Here is a 15,894-nt window from a genome sequence, read left to right on the forward strand (position 1 = left end):
CATGGCCACTGCCGACAGCAACAACGCAACCGAACAACCCAAAGACACCAACCCCCGCAAACGCAAAGTGATGCTGATCGGCCTGGCGCTGATCGTCATCCTGAGTGTGGTGGGCGTGTGGGCCTGGTATGAGTTCTACGGGCGCTTCAATGAAAGCACCGACGACGCCTATGTGAACGGCAACGTGGTGGAAATCACCCCGCTGGTCACCGGCACCGTGGTCAGCATTGGCGCCGACGATGGCGACCTAGTCCATGAAGGCCAGGTGCTGATCAACTTCGACCCCAACGACGCCGCCGTCGGCCTGCAGAGTGCCCAGGCCAACCTGGCCCGCACCGTGCGCCAAGTACGCGGCCTGTACAGCAACGTCGATGGCATGAAAGCCCAGGTCAATGCGCAGAAAGCCGATGTGCAAACCGCCCAGGACAACTACAACCGCCGCAAGACCCTGGCCCAGGGCGGCGCGATTTCCCAGGAAGAACTGTCTCACGCTCGCGACAGCCTGACCGCCGCCAAGAACGCCTTGACCAACCTTGAGCAACAACTGAAAACCACCAATGCCCTGGTGGATGACACGGTGATTTCGTCCCACCCCGATGTGCAAGCGGCCGCCGCGCAACTGCGCCAGGCGTACCTGACCAATGCCCGCAGCACCTTGATCGCGCCGGTCACCGGCTATGTGGCCAAGCGCACCGTGCAACTGGGCCAGCGCGTCCAGCCGGGCACGGCGCTGATGGCGGTGATCCCGCTGGACCAGCTGTGGATCGACGCCAACTTCAAGGAAACCCAACTGCGGGATATGCGCATCGGCCAGCCGGTGGATATCGAGTCGGACATCTACGGCAGCGACGTCAAGTACAGCGGCACCGTCGACAGCCTTGGCGCCGGCACGGGCAGCGCGTTCGCCTTGCTGCCCGCGCAGAACGCCACCGGCAACTGGATCAAGATCGTGCAGCGGGTACCGGTGCGCATCCATATCAACGCCGAAGAGCTGGCCAAACACCCGCTGCGAGTGGGCTTGAGCACCGTGGTCAACGTAGACCTGCACGACCAGAGCGGCCCGGTGCTGGCGCAACAGGCGCCGCAAAAAGCCTCGTTCACCACCAACGTGTATGACCGCCAATTGGCCGAGGCCGATGCCATGATCAACCAGTTGATCCATGACAACAGCGTCGCCGCTCCCAAGGCTGCGCAACGCTGATGAGCAATAACGCCTCGTTCACGCCACCCAGCCTGTTGATGGCCACTATTGGCCTGTCGCTGGCGACCTTTATGCAGGTGCTCGACACCACCATCGCCAACGTGGCGTTGCCGACGATCTCCGGCAACCTGGGGGTGAGTTCGGAGCAGGGCACCTGGGTGATCACCTCGTTTGCGGTGAGCAACGCCATCGCCTTGCCGCTCACCGGTTGGTTGAGCCGGCGCTTTGGCGAGGTGAAGCTGTTTTTGTGGGCGACCCTGCTGTTTGTGCTGGCGTCGTTCCTGTGCGGTATTTCCACCTCGATGCCTGAGTTGATCGGCTTTCGGGTGCTGCAAGGCTTGGTCGCCGGGCCGTTGTACCCGATGACCCAGACCTTGTTGATTGCGGTCTACCCTCCGGCCAAGCGCGGCATGGCCCTGGCGTTATTGGCGATGGTCACGGTGGTGGCGCCGATTGCCGGGCCCATCCTCGGTGGCTGGATCACCGACAGCTACAGTTGGCCGTGGATCTTTTTCATCAACGTGCCCATCGGTATCTTCGCGGTGATGGTGGTTCGCTCGCAGTTGAAGAAACGCCCGGTGGTCACCAGTTACCAGCCGATGGACTACGTTGGGCTGCTGAGCCTGATCGTCGGTGTGGGAGCCTTGCAGATCATCCTCGACAAGGGCAATGACCTGGACTGGTTCGAGTCCAACTTCATCATCATCGGTGCGGCCATTTCGGTGATTGCCCTGGCGGTGTTCGTGATCTGGGAGATGACCGACAAGCACCCGGTGGTCAATCTGCGGCTGTTCGCACACCGTAACTTCAGGATCGGTACCATTGTGCTGATCCTCGGTTATGCGGGCTTTTTCGGCATCAACCTGATCCTGCCGCAGTGGCTGCAAACCCAGATGGGCTACACCGCCACCTGGGCCGGGCTGGCGGTGGCGCCGATCGGCATTTTGCCGGTGCTGATGTCGCCATTCGTGGGCAAGTACGCGCACAAGTTCGACCTGCGCCTGCTGGCGGGCCTGGCGTTCCTGGCGATTGGCTTGAGCTGCTTCATGCGCGCCGGTTTCACCAACGAAGTGGACTTCACCCATATCGCCATGGTGCAGCTGTTCATGGGCATCGGCGTGGCGCTGTTCTTCATGCCGACCTTGAGCATCCTGATGTCCGACCTGCCGCCGCACCAGATTGCCGACGGCGCGGGGCTTGCGACCTTCCTGCGCACCTTGGGCGGCAGCTTCGCGGCCTCGCTGACAACCTGGATCTGGATTCGCCGGGCCGACCAGCACCATGCCTACATGAGCGAGAACATGACCGTCTACGACTCGACCACCCGCGATGCGTTGCAGGCGCTGGGCGGGGCAGGGCAGAAGGCCTATACCCAACTGGACCAGATTCTCACCAGCCAGGCGTACATGATGTCCACCGTGGATTACTTCACGTTGCTGGGGTGGATGTTCATGGGCTTGATGTTGCTGGTGTGGCTGGCCAAGCCACCGTTCACGGCGAAGGCCGGGCCTGCGGCTTCGGGGCACTGATTGTAAGGTCAGCGCGGTCCCTGTGGGAGCTGGCTTGCCTGCGATGCAGACACCTCGGTGTATCAGATGCACCGAGGTGATGCTATCGCAGCATAGGTATCTACATAACGCTGTAACGGTGGACGGTAACCACGATGCGAAGCGAGTCGCTCTTGATCTTGATCTGCTTTTGATCTTGATCTCAGGCGCCCCGTTAAACCACGCTGGCCTGTGTTCGGGCACACCGAGCCTAAGCGAGGTGCCGAGTGGTGGGGCAAGAGCGCTTTGGTTACTTTCGCGCTTTTCGAAAGCGACCCGCCGTCAGGACGGAACCCTAAGTAGCCGTTACCGCAGGGATGGATATGTACACAATCCAGCTGTGTTGGCTGTCAGGCCGCTATCGCAGGCAAGCCAGCTCCCACATTTGGATCGCGTGCGTCAGCTAGATCAGCGTCGGTTGTCAGTCCGTCACGGGAGCAAGCTCCCTCGCCACAGGGTCAGCGCCGTACCGAAGTTGTGTAGACACCTATGGCTATCGCAGGCAAGCCAGCTCCCACAGGTTGAACGGTGTTGTGTCAGAGGTTCAGGCGCCAGGCAACGCCAACTGCGGGTTGACGAAGTCAAACGCCGCCAGCTGAAACCCTTGCTCATCCACCTGCAGCGCCCACCCTTGCTTGTCCCAGTCCCCCAGCACAATGCGCTTGGCCGCTTGGTCGCCGATCTGCAACTTATGGATGGCGGGGCGGTGGGTATGGCCGTGGACCAGGGTGCGCACGCCGAACTGCTGCATCACCCGTGGCACTTCTTCAGGGGTGACATCGACAATGTCGTTGGCCTTCATGCGCACTTGAGCGCTGCTCTCACTGCGCAACTTGCGCGCCAGTTTGTGACGCGTGCCCAAGGGCAGGTGGCGCAGGATAAACAGTACAACCGGGTTACGCAGGATGCGCCGCAGCTTCATATAGCCGAGGTCGCGGGTGCAGAGGCTGTCGCCGTGCATCAACAGCACGGGTTCGCCATACAACTGCACGACCGTCGGGTCCTTGAGCAAGGTAGCGCCTGCCGCTTTGCAGAACGCCTTGCCGATCAGGAAATCACGGTTGCCGTGCATGATGAAAATCGGGGTGCCGCTGTCGCTCAGCTCACGCAGAGCCGCGCAGATGGAACGCTGGAAGGGGGTCATGCCATCGTCGCCAATCCAGGCTTCGAAGAAGTCCCCCAGAATGTACAACGCCTGGGCGCCACGGGCGCGGCCGTGGAGCAGATCCAGAAACGCCCGGGTGATGTCCGGGCGCTCCTCTTCCAGATGCAAATCTGAAATCAGCAATATCACCCAACGATCTCGGCTTTCTCGACGATCACGTCTTCGGCTGGAACGTCCTGGTGACCGGCCTTGGAGGTGGTCGAGACGCCTTTGATCTTGTCGACAACGTCAGTGCCTTCGGTGACTTTACCGAACACCGCGTAGCCCCAACCCTGCACGTTCTTGCCGCTGTGGTTCAGGAAGGCGTTGTCGGCGACGTTGATGAAGAACTGCGCGGAGGCCGAATGCGGCTCCATGGTACGGGCCATGGCGACGGTGTACTTGTCGTTGGAAAGGCCGTTGTCCGCTTCGTTCTGGATGCTTGGACGCTTGTCTTTCTTCTCTTTCATGCCCGGCTCGAAACCGCCGCCCTGGATCATGAAGTTACCGATGACACGGTGGAAAACAGTGTTTTCGTAGTGGCCGGCTTTGACGTATTCGATGAAGTTGGCGACGGTGATCGGCGCTTTCTCGGCGTTCAGCTCGATAACGATGTCACCGTGGTTGGTGGTCAGTTTGACTTGAGTCATGTTCGCTACTCTTTTCAGGGAATTCGTGGGTGTGGGCGCCTGGGCACCTTACCTGTCTGGCTAAACGACGGCCAAGGCGCGCAGTTTAGCGTGCCCTGCGGGAAATTCGAGGTGGTTTTTTACCGCCCGGGCAATTAATTGGCCGCGCTCTGTATGTGTCTTGACTGCTTCGGCTATTATGAGCCCTTTGTTTTATCTGGCCCCACCTGGCCACGCACCTGTCTGTTCAAGGATCCTATGAGCAAGCCCACTGTCGACCCTACCTCGAATACCAAGGCCGGACCTGCCGTCCCGGTCAATTTCCTGCGCCCGATCATCCAGGCGGACCTGGATTCGGGCAAGCACACGCAGATCGTCACCCGTTTCCCACCTGAGCCCAACGGCTACCTGCACATCGGCCACGCCAAGTCGATCTGTGTGAACTTCGGCCTGGCCCAGGAGTTCGGTGGCGTCACGCACCTGCGTTTCGACGACACCAACCCGGCCAAGGAAGACCAGGAATACATCGACGCCATCGAAAGCGACATCAAGTGGCTGGGCTTCGAATGGTCCGGTGAAGTGCGCTATGCCTCCAAGTATTTCGACCAGTTGTTCGACTGGGCCGTCGAGCTGATCAAGGCCGGCAAGGCTTATGTGGACGACCTGACCCCGGAGCAGGCCAAGGAATACCGTGGCACGCTGACCGAGCCGGGCAAGAACAGCCCGTTCCGCGACCGTTCGGTGGAAGAGAACCTGGACTGGTTCAACCGTATGCGCGCCGGCGAGTTCCCGGACGGCGCCCGCGTGCTGCGCGCCAAGATCGACATGGCCTCGCCGAACATGAACCTGCGCGACCCGATCATGTACCGCATCCGCCACGCCCATCACCACCAGACCGGTGACAAGTGGTGCATCTACCCCAACTACGACTTCACCCACGGTCAGTCGGACGCCATCGAAGGCATCACCCACTCCATCTGCACCCTGGAGTTCGAAAGCCATCGCCCACTGTATGAATGGTTCCTGGACAGCCTGCCGGTCCCGGCGCACCCACGTCAGTACGAGTTCAGCCGCCTGAACCTGAACTACACCATCACCAGCAAGCGCAAGCTCAAGCAACTGGTCGATGAAAAGCACGTGCATGGCTGGGATGACCCGCGCATGTCGACTCTGTCGGGCTTCCGCCGTCGCGGCTACACCCCGGCGTCGATCCGCAACTTCTGCGATATGGTCGGCACCAACCGCTCCGACGGCGTGGTCGATTTCGGCATGCTGGAATTCAGCATCCGTCAGGACCTCGACGCCAACGCCCCGCGCGCCATGTGCGTGCTGCGCCCGTTGAAAGTCGTGATCACCAACTACCCGGAAGGCCAGGTCGAGAACCTCGAACTGCCGCGTCATCCGCAGAAAGAAGAGCTGGGCGTGCGCAAGTTGCCATTCGCCCGCGAGATCTACATCGACCGTGACGACTTCATGGAAGAGCCGCCAAAAGGCTACAAGCGCCTGGAGCCGAACGGCGAAGTGCGCCTGCGCGGCAGTTACGTGATCCGTGCGGACGAAGCGATCAAGGACGCCGACGGCAACATCGTCGAGCTGCGCTGCTCGTACGATCCGGACACCCTGGGCAAGAACCCTGAAGGCCGCAAGGTCAAGGGTGTGGTCCACTGGGTGCCGGCCGCTGCCAGCATCGAATGCGAAGTGCGCCTGTACGATCGTCTGTTCCGCTCGCCAAACCCTGAGAAGGCTGAAGACAGCGCGAGTTTCCTCGACAACATCAACCCTGATTCCCTGCAAGTACTCACTGGTTGTCGTGCCGAGCCATCGCTTGGCGACGCACAGCCGGAAGACCGTTTCCAGTTCGAGCGCGAAGGCTACTTCTGCGCGGATATCAAGGACTCGAAACCAGGCGCTCCGGTATTCAACCGTACCGTGACCTTGCGAGATTCGTGGGGCCAGTGATTTAAGGGAAACATCGTGCTAACGATCTACAACACGCTCAGCAAGACCAAAGAAGTCTTCAAGCCGCTGGACGGCAACAAGGTGCGCATGTACGTGTGCGGCATGACCGTGTACGACTACTGCCACATCGGCCACGGCCGCAGCATGGTTGCCTTCGACCTGGTGACCCGCTGGTTGCGTTTCAGCGGCTATGACTTGACGTACGTGCGCAACATCACCGACATCGACGACAAGATCATCAACCGTGCCAACGAAAACGGCGAGTCGTTCGACGCGCTGACCGAGCGCATGATCGCCGCCATGCACGAGGACGAGGCGCGCCTCAACATCCTCAAGCCGGACATGGAACCGCGTGCCACGGACCACATCCCGGGCATGCACGCGATGATCCAGACCTTGATCGACAAGGGCTACGCCTACGCCCCAGGCAACGGCGACGTGTACTACCGCGTCGCCAAGTTCATGGGCTACGGCAAGCTGTCGCGTAAAAAGATCGAAGACCTGCGCATCGGCGCGCGTATCGAAGTCGACGAAGCCAAGCAAGACCCGCTCGACTTCGTACTGTGGAAAGCCACCAAGCCGGGCGAGCCGAGCTGGGAGTCGCCCTGGGGCGCCGGGCGTCCGGGCTGGCACATCGAATGCTCGGTGATGTCCACCTGCTGCCTGGGCGAGACCTTCGACATTCATGGCGGCGGCAGCGACCTTGAGTTCCCGCACCACGAAAACGAAATCGCCCAGAGCGAAGCCGCCACCGGCAAGACTTACGCCAACGCCTGGATGCACTGCGGCATGATCCGCATCAATGGCGAGAAGATGTCCAAGTCCTTGAACAACTTCTTCACCATCCGCGACGTGCTGGAAAAGTACCACCCGGAAGTGGTGCGTTACCTGTTGGTGTCGAGCCACTACCGCAGCGCCATCAACTACTCGGAAGACAACCTCAAGGACGCCAAGGGCGCCCTGGAGCGTTTCTACCACGCGTTGAAAGGTTTGCCTGCGGTGGCGCCGGCAGGCGGCGAGGCCTTCGTGGCACGCTTCACCGAAGTGATGAACGACGACTTCGGTACCCCGGAAGCCTGCGCCGTGCTGTTCGAGATGGTGCGCGAGATCAACCGCTTGCGCGAGACCGATATCGACGCAGCGGCGGGCCTGGCGGCGCGTCTGAAAGAACTGGCCAGCGTGCTGGGCGTGTTGCAGATGGAGGCCGATGACTTCCTGCAAGCCGGCGCTGAAGGGCGTGTGGATGCCGCTGAGGTAGATGCACTGATCCAGGCGCGTCTGGCGGCTCGCACCAATAAAGACTGGGCGGAATCCGACCGTATCCGCGACCAACTGACCGCGATGGGTGTGGTGTTGGAAGACGGCAAGGGTGGGACGACGTGGCGGTTGGCTGACTGACCGTTGATAGCTGCACGCTGAATAAAAAAACGCCCCGACTGGTTCGGGGCATTTTTTTGCACTCTCGTTCCCACGCTCTGCGTGGGAATGCATACCGAGACGCTCCGCGTCGCCCGCTCGCCCGAGTGGGGCGGACGCGGAGCGTCCTGGGCGGCGTTACCACGCAGAGCGTGGGAACGATCTGCGCTCCTACAAAAACATCAGCGGCGGCTGCTGACTTCGGCGGGGACGTCATCACCGGCCATGCGTTTGCGGAACAGCGCGGTTCGCGCCAGCAGCAGTGTGGTGACTGGCACGGTGATCGCGAGCAAAATCGGAATCAACCAGCCATGCAACACCGGCCCGGACTTGAGCACCGAAAAGTAGATGATCGACGCCAACGCCACGCTCCACGCCCCCAACGTCGAGGCTAGTGCTGGCGGGTGCATGCGTTGGAAAAATTCTTTCATTCGCAGCAAGCCAATCGCGCCAATCAAGGCAAACAGGCCGCTGAGCAACAGCAACGCCGCCACGATAATTTCAACCCATAACGGCATCATTCAATCACCTCGCCACGCAGCAGGAATTTGGCCAGGGCGAACGAGCCGACGAAGCCGAACAGCGCGATCAATAGCGCCGCTTCAAAGTAAGTGTCGCTGGCATAGCGAATACCCAGGGTCAGCATCATCAGCATCGCCAGGATGTACAAGTAGTCCAGCGCCAGTACCCGGTCCTGGGCCGAGGGGCCTTTGAACAGCCGCACCAGGGTCAGCACCATGGCCAGGGAGAACAGGAACAGGCTGAACAGGATCGCATTGGCGAGCAGGGCGCTCATTCGAAGATCTCCATCAGGGGCCGTTCGTAGGCGTGCTTGAATTGCTGGATAAACGAGGCTTCGTCATCCAGGTCGAAAACGTGCAGCAGCAGGATGCTGCGGTCCAGGGCCAGTTCCGACCAGACGGTGCCGGGGGTCACGCTGGTGATCATCGCCAGCACAGCCAGACCGTTGGCGTCGCGCAGGTCCAGGGGGATCTTGATAAAGCGCGAGCGCGGTGGGCGGGAGCCGCAGGTGAGTACGCCCCATGCCACGTGCAGGTTGGAGATGATCACATCGAGGCCGACCCGGAAAAACAGGCGGATGATCACCCCAGGGCGGCGGATGCGGATCGGCAGCGGGCGCAGCGGCGCCATCATCAGCGGCGCAAGAAAGCCCAACAGTGCGCCCAGCAGCAGGTTGCCGGGGCTGATCGACAAGTTCAGCACCAGCCACAATACCCACAACGCCAACGACAGCCAGGGAGCCGGGAACAGACGCTTCATGGCTGCACCTCCAGGGCGGCGGCCTTGGCTTCAGGGCTCGGCACTGGCCGGGTCGCGAGCACTGCCATCACGTAGTGTTCCGGGTTGTTCAGGCTTTCGGCAGTGGCCTGGGTGTAGCGCATCAGCGCCTCGGCCTTGAAGGTCAGCGCGATGCTCAACCCCAGCAGCAGGAAGATCGGCACACACTCGTAGCGGCGCAGCAGCGGTGATGGGCGTTCTTCCGGGGTCCAGAAGCGCTGGATGCCGAGGCGGGCGAAAGCGATGAGCGAGGCCAGGCCAGAGAGAATCAGCAGCGCCACCAGGCCCCAGGCCGCCGGGCGGATGGACTCGTCCACGGCGTTGCCCAAGCCCAGTGGGTTGATCAGCGCGCTCAACAGGCTGAGCTTGCCGATAAACCCGGACAGCGGCGGCATGCCGATAATCAGCAGCGCGCAGGCGATAAAGCTTAGGCCCAGGAAGGCCATGGTCCAAGGGATGACCTGGCCGATCACTGCTTTTTGCTCATCGTCCAGGTTCACGCCCGGGCGCGGATGCAGCGATTCCATGGCTTTGGGCAGCGCATCAATCTCCTCATCCAGCGGCAGGTCGTTGGCCGAACGCGAACGCTCGATCAACTCCGCCAGCAAAAACAGCGCACTCAGTGCCAGGGTAGAACTGACCAGATAGAACAGCGCCCCCGCGGTCAGGCTCGGCTGGGCAAACCCTACCGCTGACAGCAGGATCCCGGCCGACACCAGGATACTCAGGCTGGCCATGCGCTCCAGACGCTGCGCCGCCACCATCGCCAGTGCCGCGCAAATGATGGTCGCCATGCCGCCATACACCAGCCAATCGCCGCCAAACAGTGCCGAAGCCCCGGCCTGGCCGGAGAACAGCAGGGTCCACAGGCGCAGCACGGTGTACACGCCGACCTTGGTCATGATCGCGAACATTGCCGCCACCGGCGCGCTGGCCGAGGAATAGGCGGGTGCCAGCCAGAAGTTCAGTGGCCACATGCCGGCCTTGGCCAGGAACGCCGTAGCCAGGATCGCTGCACCAGCATGCAACAGGCCGCGATCAGCCTCCGGCACCAGCGGGATCTTCAACGCCAGGTCGGCAAAGTTCAGCGTGCCGGTGACGCCGTAGATCATCGCCGCGCCAATCAGGAACAGCGACGACGCCAGCAGGTTGATCGCAATGTAATGCAGCCCCGACGACACCCGCGCACGGCCGGAACCGTGCAGCATCAGGCCGTAGGAGGCGGCCAGCAGCACTTCGAAGAACACGAACAGGTTGAACAGGTCGGCGGTGAGGAAGGCGCCATACAGCCCCATCAGTTGGATCTGGAACAGGGCATGGAAGCTGGTGCCCGCACGGTCCCAGCGGGCCATGGCGAACAGCAGCGCGCTGACGCCGATAACCCCGGTCAGCACCAGCATCATCGCCGACAGTTGGTCCACCACCAGGACGATGCCGAACGGCACCTGCCAGTTGCCCGGCAGATACACACCAATCGAGCCGGGGCCGCCTTGTTGCGTCCAGTACAACAGCAGCACGGCAACGCCCAGTCCGGCGATGCTGGAGCACAGATTGATCTGGGCTTTGAGTGGGCGGCGTTTCTCGCCCAGCATCAGCATCAGCCCGGCGGTGAGCAGCGGCAGCAGGATCGGCGCGACGATCAGTTGATTCATCCACGTCATTCCTTGGGCTCCCGGCCGTCTACATGGTCAGTGCCGGTGAGGCCCCGGGATGCCAGCAGCACCACCAGGAACAACGCGGTCATGGCGAAGCTGATCACGATGGCCGTGAGCACCAGGGCCTGAGGCAGTGGGTCGGTGTAGTTGAGCAGGTCTTGGGGCACGCCGTCCTTGATGATCGGCTCCTTGCCGATAAACAGGCTGCCCATGCTGAAGATGAACAGGTTGACGCCGTAGGACAGCAGGCACAAACCCATGACCACCTGGAACGTCCGTGGCCGCAGGATCAACCAGACGCCGGAGGCCGCCAGGACCCCAATGGCTATTGCGATGACTTCTTCCATCAGGCGGCTCCTTCGGTTGCAGCAACCACTTTGGGCTGGTTGCTCGGTTTATGCGCGCGCACCGACTGGTGGCCGAGGGCGGTGAGCATCAACAGGGTCGAGCCCACGACCATGGCGTACACGCCGACGTCAAAGAACAGTGCACTGGCGATATGGATATCGCCCAGTAGCGGCAGGCTGAAATGCCAGGTATGCGTAGTGAGGAACGGGTACCCGGCGAACAGCGCGCCCAGCCCGGTCAAGGTGGCCGACAGCAGGCCGAAGCCCATCCAGCGCATGGGCCGCAGGCTCATCTGCGCCTCGACCCACTGGGTGCCGGCGACCATGTATTGCAGGATAAACGCCACCGACATCACCAGCCCGGCGACGAAACCACCCCCAGGTTGGTTGTGGCCACGCATGAACAGATAAAACGACACCACCAGCGCAATCGGCAGCAGCAGGCGCACCAGCACCGCCGGCACCATCATAAAGCCCAGGGCGGTGTCGCTGGCCTGGCGCGGGTTTACCAGGTCGGTGGCCACGTCCGGCGCCAGTTGGCGCTGTTGGGGTGGCAATTCCATGCTTTCCTTGGACGGGCGGAAGCGGCGCAGCAAGGCGTACACGGTCAAGGCCACAGCGCCCAGTACGGTGATTTCGCCCAGGGTGTCGAAGCCACGGAAGTCCACCAGCATCACGTTCACCACATTGCTGCCGCCGCCTTCGGGCAGGGCACGGCTTAAGTAGAACGAGGAGATATCGTTGGGCGTCTGGCGGGTCAGCATCGCGTAGGACAACAGCGCCATGCCGCCGCCCACCACAGTGGAGAGCAGCAAGTCACGCAGGCGGCGGATACGCGCCTTGCGCAGCGAGCTGGGCAGGGGTGAGACATCTTCGATCCGCCTTGGCAGCCAGCGCAGGCCGAGCAGGATCAGCACGGTGGTGACCACTTCCACCACCAATTGGGTGAGGGCCAGGTCCGGCGCCGAGAACCATACGAAGGTGACGCAGGTCATCAGGCCGCACACGCTGACCATGGTCAGGGCCGCCAGCCGGTGGTACTTGGCTTGCCAGGCGGCGCCGAGGGCGCAGGCAATCGCCAGCAACCACAGGGTGACGAAGACGATGGAACCCGGGATTTTCGGGCGGTCGCCCCAGCTGAGGCCACTGTTGATCATCGGGATCATCGCGCCGATCACTGCCAGCAGCACCAACAGGAACAACTGGGTTTGCAGGCGCTTGGTGCTGATGCGTTTCTCGATGCGGCGCACGCCGCGCATCATCACCACCAGGCAGCGCTCGAAACCGCGCTTGCCGTTGAAGTAGCCGATCAGCGGTGGGTATTCGAAGCGGCCACGCTTGAGTTGCTTGCGCAGCATCAGGTACAGCACCACGCCGCCGGTCATTGCCACCAAGCTCATGATCATCGGCGCGTTCCAGCCGTGCCAGATCGCCAGGCTATATTCCGGTAGCGTACCGCCCACCACTGGCAGGGCGGCAGCGGCGAGGATCGAGCCGACCACCTGGGCCGGGAAAATCCCCACCAGCAGACAGGTGAACACCAACAGCTCGACGGGTGCGCGCATCCAGCGCGGCGGCTCGTGGGGCGTGTGCGGCAAGTCGGTGGCGGGCGGGCCGAAGAACACGTCCACGGTAAAACGCAGGGCATAGGCCACGCTGAATGTACCGGCAATGGTCGCGATCACCGGCAGGGCGATTTCCACCCATTGGGTCGACGAGATAAACACGGTTTCGGCAAAGAACATCTCTTTGGAAAGGAAGCCATTGAGCAACGGCACCCCGGCCATGGACGCGCTGGCGACCATCGCCAGGGTCGCGGTAAACGGGATCAGGCGCACCAGCCCACTGAGCTTGCGGATATCCCGCGTGCCGCTTTCGTGGTCGATGATGCCCGCCGCCATGAACAGCGAAGCCTTGAAGGTGGCGTGGTTGAGAATGTGGAATACCGCGGCAACTGCGGCCAGTGGGCTGTTGAGGCCCAGCAGCAGGGTGATCAGCCCGAGGTGGCTGATGGTGGAATAGGCCAGCAGGCCCTTGAGATCGTTTTGAAACATGGCGCAGTAAGCGCCGAGGAGGAGAGTGAGGGCGCCGGCACCGCCGACGATCCAGAACCATTCTTCGCTGCCGGACAGCGACGGCCACAGGCGGGCCAGCAGGAACACGCCGGCCTTCACCATCGTCGCCGAGTGCAGGTAAGCCGAAACCGGGGTGGGCGCCGCCATGGCATGGGGCAGCCAGAAATGGAAGGGGAACTGCGCGCTTTTGCTCAAGGCGCCGATCAGCACCAGGGCGAGCATGACCGGGTACAGCGAATGCGCGCGAATCTGATCGCCCGCCGCCAGCACCTGGTCCAGGTCATAGCTGCCGACGATATGCCCCAGCAGCATCACTCCCGCCAACAGGCACAGCCCACCTGCGCCAGTGACCATCAGCGCCATATACGCACCGCGTCGCGCATCTGCACGGTGGTGCCAATAGCCGATCAACAGGAACGAGAACAGGCTGGTCAGTTCCCAGAAGAATACGATCTGGATCAGGTTGCCGGAGATCACCAAACCCAGCATGGCGCCCATGAACGCCAGGAAAAATGCAAAGAAACGCGGCACCGGGTCGTCCGGCGACATGTAGTAGCGCGCATACAGCGACACCAGCGTGCCGATGCCCAGCACCAGCATCGAGAACAGCCAGGCAAACCCATCCATGCGCAACACGAAGTTGAGCCCCAGGCTGGGCAACCACATGAATTCTTCGCGGATCACGCCACCGTGGGCGATCTGAGGGTAGAGCAGGGCGACTTGAATAGTACCGACCAGTGCCACAAGGCCGGCCAACAGCGATTCGGTGTTACGTGCGTTATGCGGCAGCAAGGCCGCCAGACAGCTGCCGATAAAAGGCAGAAGCAGTAGAACTATCAGGGACATAGGCTTCTAATCTGCGGGAGTTTGGGATGCATCATACGTGCCGCTTTCACGATCACCAAACGGCAAGATGTGACAGGATCCTACAGGACCAGTAGAAAGCAGTTACAAGCGGCAAGCTACAAGAGAATAGCCGCGTTTGCTTCTTGCAGCTTTTCGCTTGCCGCTCTCAGTATCAACCTTGGTTTTCAGGCTCTACAGCGCTTTGAGTATCGACAGCTTTCGAGCTGCTTCTCTTCATCTCACTCACAATCACCGCCACCACAATCAACACCGCCCCGACCATTGCAATCGGCGGGAAGCGCTCCCCGGCAATTCGCCCGACCACGCCTGCCCACACCGGCTCGCCGGCATAGATCAAGGTCGCCCGGGTTGGCGACACACTCTGCTGTGCCCAGTTCATCGCCACTTGGATCACCGCACTGGTCAAGCCCAGGCCCACGGCACTGAACAGCAACAGCCAAGAAAAGCCCGGCAACGCCTCGCCCATAGGCACCACCATCATGAAGGACAGCACCGAAGCGGTGGCCAGTTGCACCACGGTCACCCGACGAATATCCACCTGGCCGGCAAATGCGCTGATCAAGATGATCTCGGCCGCTATGGCCACTGCACCGATCAAGGTGGCGATTTCACCCGCGCTGAAATTCAGCGAGGCCCCCGCCGGGCCGGTCAACAGCATCAACCCCGCAAACGCCAACATGATGCCGATGCTGGGCATCAAGCCGGGGCGACGGCCAAGCACCAGCCACTGCAACAGCGGTACGAACGGCACATACAAGGCGGTGATAAACGCCGATTGGCTGCTCAAGATGGTTTGCAGGCCAATGGTCTGCAAACCGTAGCCGAACATGATCGCCACCCCGATAAACACTCCGGCCTTCAATTCGAACAGGGTCAGGTCGCGCAGGGTGCGCAAGGAAAAGAACCCCACCACAATCGTCGCTGCCGCGAAGCGCAGCCCCACAAAAAACATCGGCCCGCTGACCGCCATGGCGTGCTGCACCAGCAAAAAGGTGCCGCCCCAGATCATGGTGATCACCACCAGGATGCATTCGGCTTTACTGAAACGGTTGAAACGCGAAGGGGAGTTCGGGGCGGTCATGGCGGCTCGGTCTTGCAAGGGGAAAGCACGGACCGCACAATGCGCCGCACGCTGGGCAGTATACTGCGCACACCCACCTATTGAGCAATATAGTGCACAAAGAAAATCCGCAACGGGCTTCGGTCCTGCAGCACGTCAGCCAGAACGTTCGTCGCCTGCGCCATGCCGCCGACTTGAGCCAGACCGCGCTCTCGGAAAAATCCGGTGTCAGCCGGCGCATGCTGGTGGCGATAGAAGCGGGAGAGAAGAACGTCAGCCTGTCGACCCTGGACCGTGTCGCCGAAGCGTTGGACGTGGCGTTCAGTGATCTGATTCAGGCGCCGGATGTGCGCGACCACAGCCGTATCAATGAGCTGGCCTGGGCGGGCGAGATTGTCGGCAGTAAGGCGGTGTTGCTGGCCAAGGCTACGGCACGGCGTGAGGTCGAACTATGGGAGTGGCGGCTTGAGCCCGGTGACCGTTATTGCCCGGACCCTGACTTGGAAGGGTGGAGCGAACAACTGTTTGTGTTCGAGGGCAGCCTGACGCTGGTGATAGGTGATCAGGAAACTGTCATCGAGGCTGGAGAGTTCTTTATGTTCGCCAGCCACCAGCCCCATGCTTATCGCAATGATGGAAATGCGGCGGTACGGTTTGTTCGAAATGTGGTGATTTGAGCAACAATAAGGGCGAAC

Annotated in this window: 14 protein-coding genes; 5 read left to right on the forward strand and 9 right to left on the reverse strand. The window is 61.6% G+C overall.

All coding sequences use genetic code 11. From position 1 onward, the window contains the following. The first annotated feature begins 1 nt into the window (after position 1). Both HBO10_RS19145 and HBO10_RS19150 read left to right on the forward strand, forming a co-directional pair. The gene (locus HBO10_RS19145) at positions 2 to 1,201 is read left to right on the forward strand and encodes an HlyD family efflux transporter periplasmic adaptor subunit (protein ID WP_034127907.1); all 1,200 of its coding nucleotides are present in this window, start codon (positions 2 to 4) and stop codon (positions 1,199 to 1,201) included. Continuing rightward, positions 1,201 to 2,730, forward strand: a complete 1,530-nt coding sequence (locus HBO10_RS19150; protein WP_020302329.1) for a DHA2 family efflux MFS transporter permease subunit — start codon at positions 1,201 to 1,203, stop codon at positions 2,728 to 2,730. Before HBO10_RS19145 ends, HBO10_RS19150 begins: the two co-directional genes overlap by 1 nt. A 562-nt stretch (positions 2,731 to 3,292) precedes the next feature. Here HBO10_RS19150 and lpxH read toward each other — a convergent pair. Both lpxH and HBO10_RS19160 read right to left on the reverse strand, forming a co-directional pair. Continuing rightward, complete coding sequence (gene lpxH / locus HBO10_RS19155) at positions 3,293 to 4,042, reverse strand: UDP-2,3-diacylglucosamine diphosphatase (protein WP_014718941.1); 750 nt, start codon at positions 4,040 to 4,042, stop codon at positions 3,293 to 3,295. Continuing rightward, positions 4,039 to 4,542 carry a peptidylprolyl isomerase gene (locus tag HBO10_RS19160; RefSeq protein WP_003174772.1) on the reverse strand — a complete coding sequence of 168 codons (504 nt, stop codon included), beginning with the start codon at positions 4,540 to 4,542 and terminating at the stop codon, positions 4,039 to 4,041. Before HBO10_RS19160 ends, lpxH begins: the two co-directional genes overlap by 4 nt. A 237-nt stretch (positions 4,543 to 4,779) precedes the next feature. Between HBO10_RS19160 and HBO10_RS19165 the strand changes: the two genes are divergently transcribed. Next, positions 4,780 to 6,480: a glutamine--tRNA ligase/YqeY domain fusion protein gene (locus HBO10_RS19165; RefSeq protein ID WP_003192174.1), complete on the forward strand. Its 1,701-nt coding sequence runs from the start codon at positions 4,780 to 4,782 to the stop codon at positions 6,478 to 6,480. 15 nt (positions 6,481 to 6,495) lie between these two features. Next, positions 6,496 to 7,878, forward strand: a complete 1,383-nt coding sequence (gene cysS / locus HBO10_RS19170) for a cysteine--tRNA ligase (protein WP_034127906.1) — start codon at positions 6,496 to 6,498, stop codon at positions 7,876 to 7,878. Between the two features lie 200 nt (positions 7,879 to 8,078). Here the strand turns inward: cysS and HBO10_RS19175 are convergent, their stop codons facing one another. The 7 genes from HBO10_RS19175 to HBO10_RS19205 all read right to left on the reverse strand — a co-directional run bounded on the left by HBO10_RS19175 (position 8,079) and on the right by HBO10_RS19205 (position 15,220). Then, positions 8,079 to 8,417, reverse strand: a complete 339-nt coding sequence (locus HBO10_RS19175) for a Na+/H+ antiporter subunit G (RefSeq protein WP_034127905.1) — start codon at positions 8,415 to 8,417, stop codon at positions 8,079 to 8,081. Then, a complete protein-coding gene (locus HBO10_RS19180) occupies positions 8,414 to 8,692 on the reverse strand; it encodes a K+/H+ antiporter subunit F (protein WP_003192168.1) in 279 nt (92 codons plus the stop codon). The genes HBO10_RS19175 and HBO10_RS19180 overlap by 4 nt, the downstream gene beginning before the upstream one ends. Then, positions 8,689 to 9,177, reverse strand: coding sequence for a Na+/H+ antiporter subunit E (locus HBO10_RS19185; RefSeq protein ID WP_014718934.1), 489 nt, complete (start codon positions 9,175 to 9,177; stop codon positions 8,689 to 8,691). Before HBO10_RS19185 ends, HBO10_RS19180 begins: the two co-directional genes overlap by 4 nt. Beyond that, positions 9,174 to 10,856 carry a monovalent cation/H+ antiporter subunit D gene (locus HBO10_RS19190; protein WP_034127904.1) on the reverse strand — a complete coding sequence of 561 codons (1,683 nt, stop codon included), beginning with the start codon at positions 10,854 to 10,856 and terminating at the stop codon, positions 9,174 to 9,176. The genes HBO10_RS19185 and HBO10_RS19190 overlap by 4 nt, the downstream gene beginning before the upstream one ends. After that, complete coding sequence (locus HBO10_RS19195; RefSeq protein ID WP_003192163.1) at positions 10,853 to 11,197, reverse strand: Na+/H+ antiporter subunit C; 345 nt, start codon at positions 11,195 to 11,197, stop codon at positions 10,853 to 10,855. The genes HBO10_RS19190 and HBO10_RS19195 overlap by 4 nt, the downstream gene beginning before the upstream one ends. Next, positions 11,197 to 14,118, reverse strand: a complete 2,922-nt coding sequence (locus tag HBO10_RS19200; protein WP_034127903.1) for a monovalent cation/H+ antiporter subunit A — start codon at positions 14,116 to 14,118, stop codon at positions 11,197 to 11,199. The genes HBO10_RS19195 and HBO10_RS19200 overlap by 1 nt, the downstream gene beginning before the upstream one ends. A 172-nt stretch (positions 14,119 to 14,290) precedes the next feature. Further along, a complete protein-coding gene (locus HBO10_RS19205; RefSeq protein WP_034127902.1) occupies positions 14,291 to 15,220 on the reverse strand; it encodes a DMT family transporter in 930 nt (309 codons plus the stop codon). Between the two features lie 92 nt (positions 15,221 to 15,312). On the opposite strand from HBO10_RS19205, the gene HBO10_RS19210 reads away from it, so the two are divergent. Further along, the gene (locus tag HBO10_RS19210; RefSeq protein WP_034127901.1) at positions 15,313 to 15,876 is read left to right on the forward strand and encodes an XRE family transcriptional regulator; all 564 of its coding nucleotides are present in this window, start codon (positions 15,313 to 15,315) and stop codon (positions 15,874 to 15,876) included. Positions 15,877 to 15,894 lie beyond the last annotated feature (18 nt).

The sequence above is a fragment of the Pseudomonas sp. WS 5503 genome (genome assembly GCF_012985385.1).
Lineage (GTDB): Bacteria > Pseudomonadota > Gammaproteobacteria > Pseudomonadales > Pseudomonadaceae > Aquipseudomonas > Aquipseudomonas paracarnis.

Bases quoted from the DNA above. Each gene is read 5' to 3' on its own strand.
- HBO10_RS19145 (WP_034127907.1), top strand. From the start codon at position 2: ATGGCCACTGCCGACAGCAACAACGCAACCGAACAACCCAAAGACACC.
- HBO10_RS19150 (WP_020302329.1), top strand. From the start codon at position 1,201: ATGAGCAATAACGCCTCGTTCACGCCACCCAGCCTGTTGATGGCCACT.
- HBO10_RS19160 (WP_003174772.1), bottom strand. From the start codon at position 4,542: ATGACTCAAGTCAAACTGACCACCAACCACGGTGACATCGTTATCGAG.
- HBO10_RS19165 (WP_003192174.1), top strand. From the start codon at position 4,780: ATGAGCAAGCCCACTGTCGACCCTACCTCGAATACCAAGGCCGGACCT.
- HBO10_RS19175 (WP_034127905.1), bottom strand. From the start codon at position 8,417: ATGATGCCGTTATGGGTTGAAATTATCGTGGCGGCGTTGCTGTTGCTC.
- HBO10_RS19180 (WP_003192168.1), bottom strand. From the start codon at position 8,692: ATGAGCGCCCTGCTCGCCAATGCGATCCTGTTCAGCCTGTTCCTGTTC.
- HBO10_RS19185 (WP_014718934.1), bottom strand. From the start codon at position 9,177: ATGAAGCGTCTGTTCCCGGCTCCCTGGCTGTCGTTGGCGTTGTGGGTA.
- HBO10_RS19190 (WP_034127904.1), bottom strand. From the start codon at position 10,856: ATGACGTGGATGAATCAACTGATCGTCGCGCCGATCCTGCTGCCGCTG.
- HBO10_RS19195 (WP_003192163.1), bottom strand. From the start codon at position 11,197: ATGGAAGAAGTCATCGCAATAGCCATTGGGGTCCTGGCGGCCTCCGGC.
- HBO10_RS19200 (WP_034127903.1), bottom strand. From the start codon at position 14,118: ATGTCCCTGATAGTTCTACTGCTTCTGCCTTTTATCGGCAGCTGTCTG.
- HBO10_RS19205 (WP_034127902.1), bottom strand. From the start codon at position 15,220: ATGACCGCCCCGAACTCCCCTTCGCGTTTCAACCGTTTCAGTAAAGCC.